Genomic DNA, 15,852 nt, shown 5'->3' with positions numbered 1-15,852 from the left:
CGTTTTTCACAGGTTTGTCAACACTGTGCACAGGTGTGGACTCCGGTGTGCGATCAGCCCGGCAACCGCACCGGCATCAGCAGATAGATGTAGCTGCCCGACAGCGCCGAGAAGGCACCCGACTCCAGCTGGGTGGGCTCCTCCTCCGGAGCCGGCAGGAAGACCGCCGGGCGGCTCGGCGTGGTGAACCCGAAGGTCACCTTCTCCGAATGCGCGGCCGAGAGGCCATCGAGCAGGTAGCCGGGGTTGAAGGCGATGGTCAGCGCCTCACCGCGGAAATCGGCCTCCAGCCACTCCTCGGCGCGACCCGCATCGTCACCACCGGCGGAGAGCAGCAGGCCCTCCTCGGAGAACTCCAGCCGCACCTGCGCACCGCGCTCGGCCACCAGGGCCACACGCTTGATGGCCTCGGTCAGCGCGCTCACCGCGATGGTCGCCAGCGAGGTGTGCTCCTTGGGGAGCAGCTGACGGAACTTGGGGAATTCGGCATCGAGCAGACGCGTGGTGGTGCGCCGGCCGCCGTTCACGATGCCGAGCAGACCGTCGGTGCCCGTACCGAAGGCCAGCTGTACCGGCTGATCGGACGCACCAAGGGTTTTCGCGGCCTCGGACAGGGTGCGGGCCGGAACCAGCACCGCGGTCTCCACATCGGCGCGTCCGGGCTGCCATTCCAGCTCGCGCACGGCGAGACGGAAACGGTCGGTCGCGGCCAGGACCACCTTGGGGCCCTCGATCTCGACCCGGATACCGGTGAGCATGGGGAGCGTGTCATCGCGACCGGCGGCCACAGCCACCTGGGAAACCGCGGCGGAGAACAGATCCACACCGAGTTCACCGGTCTGCGGCGGCAGCTCGGGAAGCTGGGGATAGTCCTCGACCGGCATGGTCGGCAGCGAGAACTTGGCACTGCCACAGGCGATCAGCACACGGGTGCCGTCCACCGACACATCGACGGGCTTGTTGGACAACGCCTTGGTGATATCGGCCAGCAGGCGGCCCGACACCAGCACCTGACCCGGACCGGCGACCTCGGCGGCCACCCGCATCTGCGCGGAGACCTCGTAGTCGAAGCCGGAGACGGTCAGGCCGTCCTCGTCAGCCACGAGAAGTACGCCACCGAGCACAGGGACCGGCGGCCGCGAAGGCAGGCTACGGGCGACCCAGGCTACGGATTCGGCGAAGTCCTCGCGAGCGACCCGAAACTTCATGCTTGCAAGCTCCATCGCCCGGTCTGTCCTTCCCAGTGACTTCGGTGAACTCTGCGGATTGCTGAATCAGCCGCCCACCCAGTCTGGCACGGGGGACTGACAGAGAACCGTACCCGCGCACGGCCCGACAACCAACGCCGACCCTCCGGGCTATCCGATGCGCCGGAATCCCGCTGCCCCTCTTCTCCTTGCGAACCGATCGGGTGTGGAGGGGCTGCTCCCGGACCGTGCTCCCCCAACCCGAGTTTCCACACACCCTGTTTTAGAAGAGCCTTCTCTAGATGAATAACTGAAGTAGTAGTAGGTCCTGTTAGTTCTGTGGACTTCGCCCGTTTACGCAGGTGGGGCCGGGCGGCGGCGTGTGGATGTCGTCTGGGTGGCTCGAGGATGAACAGCGGGTGGCTGTGGAGTCGATCCACTACTCCACATTGCTCCTCGAGTCATCCTCGAGTTGCTCCCCCATTCCAGGCCCTGCTGCTCACATCTGAGCGAAACCGGGGACAACTCGAGGATTCCTCGAGGAGCTGACATGGATTCCTCGAGGAATCCACAAGGGCAGAACCGCATCCGGGCTGGTCAGCCCTCGAGGATGAATCCACCTGTGGGAACTGTGCACTACCACCTGTGCATCACCGTGCACAGTGACCTGGGGGCAAACCGGTGCACAACAGTGGGATTCCTCGAGGAATCAACACCCCATCCTCGAGGAGTCCTCGAGGAATCCACACCCCCGAAAACAGAAGACCCCCACGTCAGCGGACGTGGGGGCCTGTGGACTGTGGATCAGCGCGAACGCTGTTTAATTCGGGCTGTGAGTTCCTGAACCTGGTCGTACACGCGACGCCGTTCGGTCATCTCCTTGCGCACCTTCTTGTCGGCGTACATGACCGTGGTGTGGTCGCGGCCGAACGCCTGACCGATCTTGGGTAGCGATAGGTCGGTCAGTTCACGGCACAGGTACATGGCGATCTGCCGGGCCTGCGCCAGCGGCCGGGCCTTACCCGGACCGGTCAGTTCCTCCAGCGTGGTGTTGAAGTACTCCGCGGTCACGGCCATGATCGTGGACGCCGTGATCTCCATGGTGGTGGAGTCCGGCATCAGATCCCGCAGCACCACCTCGGCCAGTGAGAGATCCAGCGGCTGACCGTTGAGCGAGGCGAACGCCGTCACCCGGATCAGCGCGCCCTCCAGCTCGCGGATATTGCGCTCCACCCGGCTGGCGATGAGTTCCAGCACGTCGTGCGGCACATCCAGGCGATCCATCCGCGCCTTCTTGCGCAGGATCGCGATCCGGGTCTCCAGCTCCGGCGGCTGCACATCGGTGATCAGACCCCACTCGAAGCGGGTCCGCAGCCGCTCCTCCAGCGTCGCCAGCTGCTTGGGCGGGCGATCCGAGGACACCACGATCTGCTTGTTCGCGTTGTGCAGGGTGTTGAAGGTGTGGAAGAACTCCTCCTGGATGCCTTCCTTACCTTCGATGAACTGGATGTCGTCGACCAGCAGGATGTCGGTCTCGCGGTAGCGGCGCTTGAACGCCACCTTCCGGTCGTCACGCAGCGAGTTGATGAAGTCGTTGGTGAATTCCTCGGTGGACACGTACTTCACCCGCATGCCCGGGAACAGCCGCTGCGCGTAGTGGCCGGCCGCGTGCAAGAGGTGCGTCTTACCCAAACCCGAAGCGCCCCAGACGAACAACGGGTTGTAGGCCCGGGCCGGAGCCTCCGCGATGGCCACCGCGGCCGCGTGCGCGAAGCGGTTCGAGGCGCCGATGACGAAGGTGTCGAAGGTGTACTTGGCATTCAAGCTCGCCGAGGACGACGAGGCGGGCGCGGGTTCGCGCTCGGGCGGGCGATTGAAGTAGGTCGGCCACGAATTGCGGACATTGACCACGGGCTCGTCGTCGTGGGTCTCGTCCACCGGCCGGCGCGCGGCCGACTCGTCCGAGTACCGCTGCGGTTCGTCGTACCGCTGGGGTTCGTCATAGCGCTGGGGCTCATCCGAATAGCGCTGCGGCTCATCGGAGTACCGCTGGGGTTCGTCGGCGTAGCGTTGCGGTGCCGGTCGGGCCGGTTCGTCGTCGGGCTCCGGGGAGAACAGCGACTCCTGTCCGGGCGGCTTGGGTGCACCGCGGTGGTTTTCCCGGCGGCGCTGCGGCGCCTGCGGCTCTCCCGGGGGCATCGGGCGCTCCTGCGCCGCCGCCGGCAACTCCTCGGCCATCTGCGGCTGCCCGAATTCCACAGGTGGATAAGCATCCCGGCCGTCGTACTCGGCCGGGTAGTCCTGGGGAGGAAGATAACGCGGCGCCGCGTACTCCTGGGGCGCTTGGTACAGCTGCTGTGGACGCTCGGCGGGCGGCGGTTCGGGCGCGTACGCGGGCGGCGCGGGCTCGGCCTCGCGGGGCCGTTCCGGCCGCGAGGTCATGCGCGCGTGCCGCGGAGCATTGGCCGAGCGACCGGCCGGCGGATTCTGTTGCGCGCGAATGCGCACGCCCAGGCCCTCGACCTGGAGTCCGCGTCGGGCCAGCGAGCGCAGAATGAGTTCCCGCAGGTCACGTTCGACCGTGACCTGCGCCATCGTGCCCGGCACCGAGAGCAGAGCGAATCCCTGCGCGAACGTGATGGGTTCGATAGTGTTCAGCCACGCCTTGTGCGCCTTACTGACCGGCTGGATCTCACCGTCCGCGGAACCGCTCGCCAACTCGGCGATCACCTCCGGCCAGACAGCCGTCAGCACATTCTGCTCGTCGTCCACGAACGTGGTCCTCCCCGGAAATAGGTCGACAGAAGCAGACGGTCTGCGCTGCTCGGCTCCCCCAGTAACCGGGCGTCGGCGAGGTACCGTCGGCCCTACGAATATGCCACTCCAGGGGTCTTTCCACACAATTATCCACAGATGTGGAAAACCTGGGGATACACGCGACCGCGTGTCTGATTCCCCGAATCTGGCGCGCACCTGCGGGTTCTCAGCTATCAGCTGGCAATGTCAACCGCGGTCGCAACGGGGGTACCGTCGAAGGCCTGGAAAGGACCGTACACGACCCCCACCCCGCGACACGAACCCCCAGGAAACGCCACGCGGAACGGTCGGTCCAGCGTCCGCGGTAAACATGTTCTGCTCCGCAGAATCGGGCTTCTACCCCCGAGTTTGACCCTCGTCCAGGGGGTAAGTACCCTTCTACAGTCACCCTATGGTGCGGTGGCGGCTGTCTGCTGCCCGCGCCGACAAGGGTATTGCGCCGAGGGGCTCCCGTCCTTCGAGAGCACCGTTTCACCGAACAAAACTTCGGGCGTCACCGGACGTCCACCACTTAGAGGAGTGTTGACCGTGGCCAAGGGCAAGCGGACGTTCCAGCCGAACAACCGTCGTCGGGCGCGCGTCCACGGCTTCCGTCTCCGGATGCGGACCCGTGCGGGTCGCGCCATCGTGTCGGCGCGCCGTGGCAAGGGCCGCGCCAAGCTGACTGCCTGATTCGGTAATCCCGGATGCGGCGTCGTATGAGCGCTTCGCCGTCCGGTCTCCGGTCCCCCTTCCGCCCGCACTCCGCTGGATGCTCAGGTGCTGCCTGAGCCCTACCGGCTGCACCGGCGCACCGACTTTTCCCGGACGGTGCGCCAGGGCCGGCGGATCGGGAGACGGGACCTCGTTGTGCACGTTCTGCTACACGACGATGAGCAAGCCAGCGGACCGATTCCGCCCATCAGGGTGGGCGGTCCGCATTTCGGCTTGATCGTCAGCAAGGCGGTGGGTCCGGCGGTGGTACGCCACCGGGTGGCCCGCCGCCTGCGTCATATCTGCGCAAGCCTGACGGCCGAATTGCCCGGGGGCGCAGACATTGTCATTCGCGCCCTGCCGGGTGCCGCCGACGCGCCCTCCGAAGAACTGCTGCGGCAGTTGCGGAGTGGGCTGCGCAAGTTGGCAATCGGCACCGACTCATGAACGCATTGCGCGCGGCTGCGCGCTTCCCGGCCAAAGCTCTGATATTCCTCATCGAGCTGTATCGGACCTATATCTCCCCCACCCGCATGCCGACGTGCCGCTTCACGCCTACCTGTAGTGAGTACGCCGTGACGGCCCTGCGCACCCGCGGACTGTTCGTCGGTTCCGGACTGGCAGCCGTCCGATTGGCGAAATGTGCGCCCTGGCACCCTGGTGGGTGGGACCCCGTTCCGGAGCGTAAGCAACGGCACGCGGCATCAGCTTGTGAAGGGTCATCGTCCGCGGTGACCGGCGATACGAACGACGGGAGTGCATAGAGCCGTGCTCGACTTCATCTATTACCCGGTGTCGGCCATTCTGTGGTTCTGGCACCAGGCATTCGGGTATGTGCTGGGCAAGAACAGCGGATTCGCCTGGGCACTGGCCGTGGTGTTCCTGGTGTTCACGCTCCGGCTCGTGCTCTACAAGCCGTTCGTGAAGCAGGTCCGGACCACCCGGCAGATGCAGGAACTGCAGCCACAGATCAAGGAACTGCAGAAGAAGTACAAGAACGACCGTCAGCAGATGACGGTCGAAATGCAGAAGCTGCAGAAGGAACACGGCTTCAACCCGCTCATGGGCTGCCTGCCCGTGCTGCTGCAGGTGCCGGTGTTCATCGGTCTGTTCCACGTGCTGCGCTCGTTCAACCGCGTCGGCGGTGGTGGCGGTTTCGGTGGTTTCGGCGGCAGCCACGGCATGTCCGTGGAGCAGAACGCGAACACCGCGAACTACATCTTCAGCGCGAGCGACGTCCAGTCCTTCCTGGCGGCCCGGCTCTTCGGCGCTCCCCTGTCGTCCTACATCACGCAGCCGATGGCTCAGATGGAGGCCTTCGTTCACGGTGATGTCGGGCTGCCGAGCAAGGTGGCCATCGCGGCGGTGTCGATCCCGCTGATGATCATCGCCGGCATCGCCACCCACATGAACGCGCGTGCCTCGGTGGCGCGTCAGTCGGTGGAGGCCGCGGCCAACCCGCAGGCAGCCATGATGAACAAGCTTGCGCTGTATGTGTTCCCGCTCGGCGTTATGGTCGGTGGTCCGTTCCTGCCCGTCGCCATCCTGCTCTACTGGGTGTCCAACAACATCTGGACCTACGGTCAGCAGCACCTCGTCTTCGGCAAGATCGAAAAAGAAGAAGAGGAGAAGAAGCAGCTCGCCCTCGAGCGTCGCGCGCAGAACGCCCCCAAGCCGGGCGCGAAGCCGGTCGACGTTCGTAAGAAGCCGGCCGGCAAGACCGATGGTGTCGAGGACGCCGTCGAGGATGCGACCGATGCTCCGGCTGCTGCCCAGAACGGTGCCAAGCCCGCACCCGGCGCCCGGCCGAATACCGCCAAGAAGCGGTCCGGTAATCGTGGTCGCCCCAATCAGAAGCGGCGTCGCTGAGAGACTTACAACTCCAGATGAAGGAAACAACCATGACTGTTGAAACCGACGGAGGGGATCCCACTGTGACGGCTGCGACGGCAGCGGACACCGCGAGTGACGCCGCACCCGATACCGAGGAAGCTCTCATCGAAGAGGGCGAGATCGCCGGCGACTACCTCGAGCAGTTGCTCGATGTGCTCGACTTCGACGGCGATATCGACCTCGATGTCGAGGGTGATCGTGCGGTGGTGAGCATCGACGGCGGTAAGGATCTGGCGAAGCTGGTCGGCCGTCGCGGCGAGGTGCTGGACGCGCTGCAGGAGCTGACCCGCTTGGCCGTGCAGCAGGCGACCGGCGTACGCAGCCGGCTGATGCTGGATGTGGCGGGCTGGCGTGCGGGCCGTCGTTCCGAGCTGAGCGCGCTCGGCACCGAGGCCGCCAAGCGCGTGCTGGAAACCGGTGTGCGTGAGGAGCTCTCCCCCATGACCCCGTTCGAGCGCAAGATCGTCCACGATGCCGTGGCCGCGCTCGACGGTGTGGTGAGCGAGAGCGAGGGCGTCGAGCCCAACCGCCGCGTGGTGGTCCTCCCCGGCTGATCCCGGTGACGACATGAAGCAGGGCCCCCGAGTCGGATGGACTCGGGGGCCCTACGCTTATCCGGATCCCCCTTGCCGCACTTCGCCGTTCATTCGGAAGGATGTTTCACGTGGAACCAGAGACCGAGATGACCGCGCCGGGTCCGGTCGAGCCGCCGGCCGCTGCCGCGGTCGTGTTCGGCGATCGGCTCGACAAGGCCCGGCTCTATTACACGGCTCTGGCGACCGCGGGTGTGGAGCGCGGATTGATCGGCCCACGCGAGGTGCCCCGGCTGTGGGATCGCCACATCCTCAACTGCGCGGTGATCGGCGACCTCATCCCCCAGGGCGTGCGCGTGGTCGACATCGGCAGCGGCGCCGGACTTCCGGGCATCCCGCTCGCCATCGCCCGGCCCGATCTTCGAATCACCTTGGTGGAGCCGCTGCTTCGCCGGACCGTTTTCCTGGCCGAGTTCGCGGCCGCGGCGGGACTCGACAATGTCCTCATCGTGCGCGGCCGAGCCGAGCAGGCCGGGGTGAAGAAGGAAGCGGGCGGCGCGGACATCGTCACCTCCCGGGCCGTCGCTCCCCTGGCGAAGCTGGCCGGCTGGTCCATGCCGCTGGTGCACGAGCACGGACGGATGTTGGCGCTCAAGGGAATCAGTGCCGCCGAGGAACTCGAGCGGGATCGCGATGATCTGACCAAGGCGGGTGCGGGCCACGCCGAGGTTCTGGAATGCGGTGTGGGAGTGCTCGAAACGCCCACCTTCGTGATCAGCGCCGAGCGTCTCGCGCGCGCCGAGCGCCGCGCGGAGCGTAAGAGTGAACGACGCGGGACCCCGGGTTCGAAGCGTCACTGACGAAGCTCCGTCACACCGATTTCCGGCGATGTTTCATGTGAAACATCGCGCGGATGTGTTGTGAAGACGCCGATTCCGCGTGTCGTGGTGCGAAGCTTCCGTTTCAACTTCCGTATTGTGTTCCGTACTGGCAAGCTAGTGAACGTCGAGCGTGAGCACAGCTTGCGATGGCGCCCATCTCGCATCTCGCATCTCCTCGGTGACAATGCAGCGTCGCGGCTGCTGCTGCCAGGTGTGTGCGGATTCTGCTCGGCCACGTGTCTTTGAGTTCTCGGGGTTAGGAGCCTCTATGTCCAACGGTCCGCGGAATGTTTCACGGGAAACAACGTCCCGGGTTCCCGGCATGCTCGATAGCGGTCCCTTCGACACCGACGAGTTCAGCCGTACCCCGTTCGGGAACATCTCCCCCACCGAGACGCCGATCGCCGCCGAGGCGCAGCGTGCCAGCCAGGTGCTATCGGGCACCAACGTCCACATTCCGCGCCCGCACGAACAGCGCGTCATCACCATCGCCAATCAGAAGGGCGGTGTGGGTAAGACGACCACCGCCGTGAATCTGGCTGCCGCGCTCGCCATTCAGGGCATGCGGGTGCTCGTCATCGATCTCGATCCCCAGGGCAATGCCAGCACCGCCCTCGGTATCGAGCATCACTCGGGCATCCCGTCGAGCTACGAACTCCTCATCGGCGAATGCTCGGTCGCCGACGCCATTCAGCAGAGCCCGCACAACGAACGCCTACTCTGCATTCCGGCCACCATCGATCTGGCTGGTGCCGAGATCGAACTCGTCTCAATGGTTGCCCGCGAAGGCCGGCTCAAGGCCGCCATCCAGGAAGCCAACCTCGCCGGGTACGACATCGACTACGTGATGATCGACTGCCCGCCGTCGCTGGGACTGCTCACCGTCAATGCGATGGTCGCCGCCAAGGAGGTGCTGATCCCGATCCAGTGCGAGTACTACGCGCTGGAGGGTGTGGGTCAGTTGCTCCGCAATATCGGTCTGGTGCAGGCGCACCTGAATCCCGAATTGCATGTCTCCACCGTCGTTCTCACCATGTACGACGGCCGCACCAAGCTCGCGGATCAGGTCGCCGAGGAGGTGCGCTCGCACTTCGGTGACGCGGTGCTGCGCTCGGTCATCCCCCGCAGCGTCAAGGTGTCGGAGGCTCCCGGCTACGGCATGACCGTGCTCGATTACGATCCGGGCTCGCGGGGTGCGATGAGCTACCTCGATGCCGGACGAGAGATGGCGGCGCGTACGGCGCGCCATGCGGCGGCGGAGCAGGCATCCGACGCACAATCCGGTGTGTAGTTCCGATCGATGAGTATCGGTGGCGGTGGTGAACCTTGGAAGGGGTCGGTAAGCCGATGAGTCAGGCGAAGAAGGGTGGACTGGGGCGCGGTCTCGCGGCACTGATCCCGACCGGCCCGGCGACCACGCCGGGCGGGCTGGGGACACCGGGCGGGTTGGGCAGTGCCGCCGCCAATGTCGTCATTGGCCTCGACCCGGCCGGGCCGCAGCCCGCGTCGGCCCATCTGCATCGCGTCCCCGATCCGGTCGACGGCATCGATGCGACCGATGCGGGCGCGGTGTACCGGGAGATCCCGCCGCAGCAGATCGTCCCCAACCCGAAGCAGCCGCGCAGCGTCTTCGAGGAGGAGGCGCTCGCCGAACTGGTGCACTCCATCAAGGAATTCGGTCTGATGCAGCCCATCGTGGTGCGTCAGGTCGAGTCGCTGCCGGAGCCGCGCTATCAGCTCATCATGGGCGAACGGCGCTGGCGCGCGAGCCAGGAGGCGGGCCTCGTGGCCATCCCCGCCATCGTGCGCGAGACCGCCGACGACTCCATGCTGCGGGACGCGTTGCTGGAGAACATCCATCGTGTGCAGCTGAACCCGCTCGAGGAGGCGGCCGCGTATCAGCAGCTGCTCGAGGAGTTCGGTGTCACCCACGAGGAACTGGCTTCGCGGATCGGGCGCTCGCGTCCGGTCGTCACGAATATGATTCGGCTGCTGAAGCTTCCGATCCCGGTGCAGCGCCGGGTCGCGGCCGGCGTGCTGTCGGCCGGGCATGCCCGCGCCGTGCTGGCGCTGGAGGCGGGAGCCGATGCACAGGAAGCCCTCGCGGCGCGCATTGTCGCGGAAGGCATGTCGGTGCGTGCCACCGAGGAAGCGGTCACGCTGGCTAATCGGAATCCGGATGTCGTCGCTCCCCCGTCACCGAAACGCAAGCCGATTCAGATGCCCGGTTTGCAGGATGTGGCGGAGCGGTTGTCCGAATCTTTCGATACCCGCGTGACTGTTCAACTCGGTAAGCGCAAGGGCAAAATCACTGTCGAGTTCGGCTCCATCGATGATCTGGAGCGAATCGTCAGTCTCATGGAGCAGTCGAAGCCCTAGTGAGGGTCCACCCCGAGGGTCGCAGTGGAAACGTCACTGTGACGTTCGGGTTTATGGCCCTGGAGAGGCGTACAGCGTTGATCGCTTATTCTTTTTGGCGAGCACTGTCTTTTTGGCAAGCACCGTGTGATGCGGCGTGAGTGTGGATGAATCGGAAAGCTGGAGGCTGAGCAGAGCGGTGTCGACCAGCGTGACCGCACTTACCCTCGGCGGACTCGACAAACTTCCGGTACACGCGCGACGGTGCGTGTTCTGGGAGATCGATCCGGCGGTGGCGGCGGATTCCCATGACTTCAGCGATCCGGGCTTCGAAAAGGAGGCCTGGCTCTCGACCGTGATGCTGCAGTGGGGTTCCTGCGGCCAGGTCGCCATGGTGGACGACAAGTCGGCCGGGTGCGCGTTGTACGCGCCGCCCAGCGCGGTGCCGCGTGCCGGATTGTTCCCCACCTCCCCCGTCAGCCCGGACGCGGTGCTGCTGACCACGCTGAGCTCCGAAATTCCATTCCAGGGGAACGACATCGGCAACCAGCTGATTCAGGCCGTGGTGACCGATCTGGTGCGGCGTGGCGTGCGGGCGATCGAGGCGTTCGGGATTCGGAAGGATCCGCCGACCTCTCCGATGCCCGCCGTCGGTTCCATGACGCTGCGCGAGCGCATCGGCACGCCCCTGCGCTCCCCCGCCCCGGCCCCGTCGGGGTGCTCGCCGGAGCAGTGCATGATCGAGGCCGACTTCCTCGAGGACGTCGGTTTCAAGGTGGTCGCCTCGCATCACCGCTTTCCGCGGCTGCGACTGGAACTGGATCACGAGCACCTGTGGAAGGAAGACGTCGAGCGCGCGCTCGATCAGCTCCTCGCCGCGGCGGCCCTCACCATGCCCACCCGCATGGCCACACGCTGAGGGCCCAGCCCCTATGTTTCACATGAAACAAACCCCTCCAACCCAGAAAGGGTTGGAGGGGTTCTTGTTTGGGGGTTTGGGGGCGTAGCCCCCATCATGCTTCGCCTCAGAGGCGGTCGGCGGCAGCCAACTCTTCCGCGAGCAGCTCGGCGAATGTGTAAGTCCCCGTGGGCTGATCGTCCTGGCCGAGCAGGTACAGCCGCTTGACCGAGATCAGGATCGCCTCGGCGATCACATCGCGCATGCGCGGGTTGGTCAGCACGCCGGAGTCGTAATCATTGGAGAGGTAACCGATGTCGACCTGAACGGTCGGCATCTTGGTGAGGCGCAGCAGATCCCAGGTGCGGGCGTGGGTGCGGCAGTCCTGCAGGGAGGTCCGCGCCACGATCTCGCGCTGGATGAACCCGGCCAGCACCTGCCCGATCATGGAGGTCGAGCCGTGCGAATTGCCGAAGTGGAAGCTGGCCACCCCGCTCGCGGTGGTGCTGTCGTTATTGGCACAGCGCAGCGAGATCATCAGGTCGGCGTCGAAGGTGTTGGAGGTCTCGGCCCGCTCGGCATCCGAGGGGTTCGCGCCCCACGGCCGGGACAGGAAGGTCTCCATTCCGGTTGCGGCCATGCGCCCTTCGAGGCGGCTGGCCAGATCCCAGAGGATCTCCGATTCGTAGACGTCACCGAATTCGGTCGGCACACCCGAACCCTTGTCCGGCCCGCCCAGACCCGGATCGATGACGATCCGCTTGCCGGTGAGCTGCGGCCCGGCCCGGTGTACCACCTCTTCCTCGGCGATGCGGTGCGGGTTGCCGCCGGTGACGCGGGCGCCCAGCAGATCCAGTGAGCGCAGCGTGTCGGGACCGCAGATGCCGTCTGCGGACAGGCCGATCTCGCGCTGGAACGAGGTGAGTCCCTCGTGTGTGTGCGGCCCGAAATAGCCGTCCACCCGGTGCACATAGAAGCCCAGATCCTGCAGTCGCCGCTGGAGGGTGGCGACATCGTCGCCGTACAGCGGCGCGGAGAGCTGATAGATCAGCGTCCGCGCGCCGAGCCGATAGGAGGCTTCCTTCAGCGCTCGGTAGGTGGCCGGACCGACCACGCCATCGACCAGGAGTCCGCGGTGCTGCTGAAAAGCACGCACCGCGGAGTCGAGATCATGGTCGAAGGTCGCTTCCGAGTCCTTCCAGTACTCCCCGATCAGACCCGACGGGTCGGTATTGGGGTGGGAATGCAGGAACCCGAGGCTTGCCAGGGTGCTCCGAACCTCTGCTACGGCTGGTCCTGTATCGCCGTGACGAAGTCGGTGCATGCGTGAGAGCCCTTTCCTTCCGCCAACCCGGGTACCCACTCATGCGGCGGTTCACACCTTCGCACGACCGGAGCGTTGAATGATTGTTTCAGACCCGGACCGAATTTCGGCAACTGTCGAGTGCAGGCATCCTACGGCGAGTCGTTAAAGAACTTCTTCTAGTTCGCGCAAGAGGGCCGCTTTGCCCTTTGCGCCGACGATCCGCTTGGTTTCCTTGCCCCCTTGGAACAGGACCATGGTAGGCAACGACAGGATCCCGTAGTGCTTCGAGGTCTCCGGGTTGTTGTCGGCGTCCAGCTTGGCGATGGTGATCTTGTCGCCGTTGGCGGCCGCGATCTCCTCCAGCACGGGGGCGACCATCTTGCACGGACCGCACCAGGCGGCCCAGAAGTCCACGAGCACCGGCTTCTCGCTGAGCAGTACCTCATCGGCGAAGGTGGCGTCGGTCACCGTCTTGGTGGCGCTGGTCTTGGCGTCGGACATTGCCATGCTCCTTAGTTACTGACTTCCACCGGCTGACCGGCGTGATCGAGGGTGTTGGTGGTGATGTCACCCTGGTCGGCGAGCCAACGCTCGGCGTCGATGGCCGCGCGGCAGCCGGTGCCCGCGGCGGTGATGGCCTGACGGTAGGTGTGGTCCACCAGGTCGCCGGCGGCGAAGACGCCGGGCAGCGAGGTGTAGGTGCTCTGGCCCTTGACCTCCACGTAGCCCTCGCCGTCCAGATCGACCTGGCCGCGCACCAGTTCGCTGCGCGGGTCGTGGCCGATGGCGACGAAGAGGCCGGTGGCGGCCAGCTCGGAGGTCTCGCCGGTGCGGGTGTCGCGCACGGTGAGGTGGGTGACGGAGGTATCGCCGTGCACGCCAATGACTTCCGAGTTCAGCAGGAAGCGGATCTTGTCGTTGTTCTTGGCGCGCTCGAGCATGATGCGGGAGGCGCGGAACTCCTCGCGGCGGTGGATGATCGTCACCGAGCTGGCGAACTTGGTGAGGAAGGTCGCCTCCTCCATGGCCGAGTCGCCGCCGCCGACCACCACGATGTCCTGGCCCTTGAAGAAGAAGCCGTCACAGGTGGCGCAGGCGCTGACGCCGCGGCCGAGCAGTTCCTGCTCGCCGGCGACATTGAGGTAGCGGGCCGCGGAACCCATGGCGAGGATCACGGCGTGCGCCTCGTACACCTCGCCGCCGACGGTCACCTTCTTGATGGGACCGGTCAGGTCGAGGGCGTCCACGTCCTCGGTGCGGATGTCGGTGCCGAAGCGCTTGGCCTGCTCCCGCATCTCCTCCATGAGGTCGGGGCCCATGATGCCCTCGCGGAACCCGGGGAAGTTCTCCACCTCGGTGGTGGTCATCAACGCACCACCGAACTGGGTGCCCTCGAAGAGCAGTGGTTCGAGTTCCGCGCGGGCGGCGTACACCGCGGCGGTGTACCCGGCCGGACCGGAACCGACGATGATCAGGTCGCGAACAGGCGTGCTCAAGAGGCCCTCCGAAGCTAATTGCAGATTGGCTCGAATTTTTCGAGCGTGAGCGTGTCGGTCAACAACAGCCTAAACGCTGTTGTTCCCGACCCTGTTCGCCCTCGGACATCAGCCGATGTCGGCGCGTCCGAGGATTTGCGGATTGCCTGCGCCGCAGCCGGTTCCGAGGACGGCCGCGGTGATCTGCGGTGGGGTGGGCCCGGCGAGCAGCACCAGCACGCCCGGAGTGCCCGAGAACACAACATTGCGGGAGCCGAGCACCTGATGGTCCAGCCCGGCCGCCTGTAGGCAGGTGGTGAGGGCATTGCCGGTGGCCAGCGGGCCGGTGATGTCGTGGTGGCCCATGGCGGCCAGCAGCAGGGCGGGCGGCATGGTCGGGTCCAGGTTGCTGTCGGCGGCCGGTTGGGCGGTGGGAGTCACCGTATGGGTGCTGAGCGCGTCTACGGCGACCACAGCGCCCGCGACGACGGCCGCTGCCGCCGCGGCGACGGTGAGCCAGCGCAAGCGGCGTGAGGGGCTCTCGAGCGGGGCAGGCTCGTCCGGTTCTTCCTCGGGTTCCGGGCTGGGTTCCTCGAGTTCACGGGGGTCGAGGCGGCCGGTGTCGAAGATGGATCCGTTGAGGATCGGGATGGGGGCCGTCGCCGCCGGGGCCGGGTGGGTCGAGCGGACCACGGGTGGGGGCGCGACGGGCAACCGGGTGACGGTGGCCATGCGGTCGGTGCCGGTGGCGAGGTCGGCGATCATGGCCTCGAGCCGGTCGGCCACCTCGGCGGGCATCGGGTGGGCGATGTGCTCGTCCTGGCCGAGGTCTCGCAGGCGAGCGTCGACGCGGTCGAGGGAGTCGAGATAGCGCATGGCGTCGGGATCGCGGCGGACCGCGGGCCAGAGCCGTTCGGATTCGTCGGGTGGAACGCTGCCGGCGTGCAGGTCGGCCAGCAGTTCGTTGGAGAAGGGCGGCGTGGGCACCTTGGTACCGGCCATTGCTCCTCCTGTTTCCTCCATTGCCCCTCCATGGGCTTCGAGATGGGAATCGCAGACCTGTCTTTGTATCTGACGCACCGGAACCGTACAAGGTTCCGCAGATATCCAGTTATTGCCAATATTCGGTTGTTCCACCGGAATTCAGGTGTCGGTCGACCGGAAGTGGGTTTCGAGCCGCCGCCGCCCGCGGGCGCATCGGCTCTTCACCGTGCCTTCCGGAATGCCGAGCAGCGCAGCGGCATCCGCGATGGAGTAACCCTCCAGCTCGACCGCGACCAGGGCGGTGCGCTGGTCGGCGGGCAACGTGAACAGCGCGGCATCCACCAGTAGCCCGGCCTCGAGGGCGGCGAAATCGTCTCGGGGGCAGCGAGGTTCGTGCGCGGTGTCCTCGGGCAAGGGTTCGGTGCGGCGCAGCTTGTTGCGGCGGATGCGGTCCAGGCAGGCATTGAGCACGATGCGGTGCAGCCAGCTGCGCACCTCGGCGTCGCCGCGGAAGCGGGCCGCGCCCCGGTGGGCGGAGAGTAGGGCGTCCTGGAGCGAGTCGGCCGCGTCCTCGGGGCCGTAGGAGGCGCGTAGCGCGGTCTGCCAGAGATGGTCGTAGTGCCGGCGGAGCAGTTCGGCGAAGGCGTACGGTGCGCCGCCGACGTGGGCCGTCAACAGGTCGCGATCGCTGACCTGCCGCTCCTGCACGAGTTCGTTCGCTGACGACAATGCATCCCCTCAGACCGGCGGGCGCGGCCGCAACCACGGCCGAACGTCACCGAGTTTTTTGGCTGTCATCCGGAACCGCGAAGCCTGGTTTCCGGGAT

At 66.1% G+C, this 15,852-nt stretch carries 16 protein-coding genes; 9 read left to right on the top strand and 7 right to left on the bottom strand.

What is annotated here, in order from left to right; genetic code table 11:
* Positions 1-53: 53 nt before the first annotated feature.
* Complete coding sequence (gene dnaN, locus ACFXHA_RS21100) at positions 54-1,223, bottom strand: DNA polymerase III subunit beta (protein ID WP_379359163.1); 1,170 nt, start codon at positions 1,221-1,223, stop codon at positions 54-56.
* Positions 1,224-1,991: 768 nt separating this feature from the next.
* Complete coding sequence (gene dnaA / locus ACFXHA_RS21095; protein WP_379359161.1) at positions 1,992-3,959, bottom strand: chromosomal replication initiator protein DnaA; 1,968 nt, start codon at positions 3,957-3,959, stop codon at positions 1,992-1,994.
* A 573-nt stretch (positions 3,960-4,532) separates the two neighbouring features.
* Here dnaA and rpmH point away from each other — a divergent pair.
* From rpmH to ACFXHA_RS21050, 9 genes are all read left to right on the top strand, one after another.
* A complete protein-coding gene (rpmH, locus tag ACFXHA_RS21090; protein WP_033085250.1) occupies positions 4,533-4,676 on the top strand; it encodes a 50S ribosomal protein L34 in 144 nt (47 codons plus the stop codon).
* An 87-nt stretch (positions 4,677-4,763) separates the two neighbouring features.
* Entirely contained in the window at positions 4,764-5,144 is a 381-nt protein-coding gene (rnpA, locus tag ACFXHA_RS21085; RefSeq protein WP_379359159.1) for a ribonuclease P protein component, read from the top strand.
* Positions 5,141-5,461, top strand: a complete 321-nt coding sequence (gene yidD, locus ACFXHA_RS21080; protein ID WP_379359157.1) for a membrane protein insertion efficiency factor YidD — start codon at positions 5,141-5,143, stop codon at positions 5,459-5,461. Before rnpA ends, yidD begins: the two co-directional genes overlap by 4 nt.
* Positions 5,462-5,465: 4 nt before the next feature.
* Entirely contained in the window at positions 5,466-6,566 is a 1,101-nt protein-coding gene (gene yidC, locus ACFXHA_RS21075; protein ID WP_379359155.1) for a membrane protein insertase YidC, read from the top strand.
* 32 nt (positions 6,567-6,598) lie between these two features.
* Complete coding sequence (locus ACFXHA_RS21070; protein ID WP_379359153.1) at positions 6,599-7,144, top strand: protein jag; 546 nt, start codon at positions 6,599-6,601, stop codon at positions 7,142-7,144.
* A gap of 101 nt (positions 7,145-7,245) precedes the next feature.
* Positions 7,246-7,983 carry a 16S rRNA (guanine(527)-N(7))-methyltransferase RsmG gene (rsmG, locus tag ACFXHA_RS21065; RefSeq protein WP_379359151.1) on the top strand — a complete coding sequence of 246 codons (738 nt, stop codon included), beginning with the start codon at positions 7,246-7,248 and terminating at the stop codon, positions 7,981-7,983.
* A 343-nt stretch (positions 7,984-8,326) separates the two neighbouring features.
* Complete coding sequence (locus ACFXHA_RS21060) at positions 8,327-9,295, top strand: ParA family protein (RefSeq protein WP_379359149.1); 969 nt, start codon at positions 8,327-8,329, stop codon at positions 9,293-9,295.
* A gap of 56 nt (positions 9,296-9,351) precedes the next feature.
* On the top strand, positions 9,352-10,383 hold the full coding sequence (locus ACFXHA_RS21055; RefSeq protein WP_379359147.1) for a ParB/RepB/Spo0J family partition protein: 1,032 nt from the start codon (positions 9,352-9,354) through the stop codon (positions 10,381-10,383).
* A gap of 178 nt (positions 10,384-10,561) precedes the next feature.
* Positions 10,562-11,281 carry a GNAT family N-acetyltransferase gene (locus ACFXHA_RS21050; protein ID WP_379359145.1) on the top strand — a complete coding sequence of 240 codons (720 nt, stop codon included), beginning with the start codon at positions 10,562-10,564 and terminating at the stop codon, positions 11,279-11,281.
* Positions 11,282-11,387: 106 nt separating this feature from the next.
* Here the strand turns inward: ACFXHA_RS21050 and ACFXHA_RS21045 are convergent, their stop codons facing one another.
* From ACFXHA_RS21045 to sigM, 5 genes are all read right to left on the bottom strand, one after another.
* On the bottom strand, positions 11,388-12,584 hold the full coding sequence (locus ACFXHA_RS21045; protein WP_379359143.1) for a peptidoglycan-binding protein: 1,197 nt from the start codon (positions 12,582-12,584) through the stop codon (positions 11,388-11,390).
* 144 nt (positions 12,585-12,728) lie between these two features.
* Entirely contained in the window at positions 12,729-13,067 is a 339-nt protein-coding gene (trxA, locus tag ACFXHA_RS21040) for a thioredoxin (RefSeq protein ID WP_379359141.1), read from the bottom strand.
* 11 nt (positions 13,068-13,078) lie between these two features.
* Positions 13,079-14,062, bottom strand: coding sequence for a thioredoxin-disulfide reductase (trxB, locus tag ACFXHA_RS21035; protein ID WP_379359139.1), 984 nt, complete (start codon positions 14,060-14,062; stop codon positions 13,079-13,081).
* A gap of 108 nt (positions 14,063-14,170) precedes the next feature.
* The gene (locus tag ACFXHA_RS21030) at positions 14,171-15,043 is read right to left on the bottom strand and encodes a hypothetical protein (RefSeq protein ID WP_379359137.1); all 873 of its coding nucleotides are present in this window, start codon (positions 15,041-15,043) and stop codon (positions 14,171-14,173) included.
* Between the two features lie 141 nt (positions 15,044-15,184).
* Entirely contained in the window at positions 15,185-15,754 is a 570-nt protein-coding gene (sigM, locus tag ACFXHA_RS21025; protein WP_379359135.1) for an RNA polymerase sigma factor SigM, read from the bottom strand.
* Positions 15,755-15,852 lie beyond the last annotated feature (98 nt).

Origin of the sequence: Nocardia sp. NPDC059240 (genome assembly GCF_042753865.1) — a bacterium.
Taxonomy (GTDB): Bacteria; Actinomycetota; Actinomycetes; order Mycobacteriales; family Mycobacteriaceae; genus Nocardia.
This window is presented reverse-complemented; position numbering and strand designations above follow the sequence as displayed.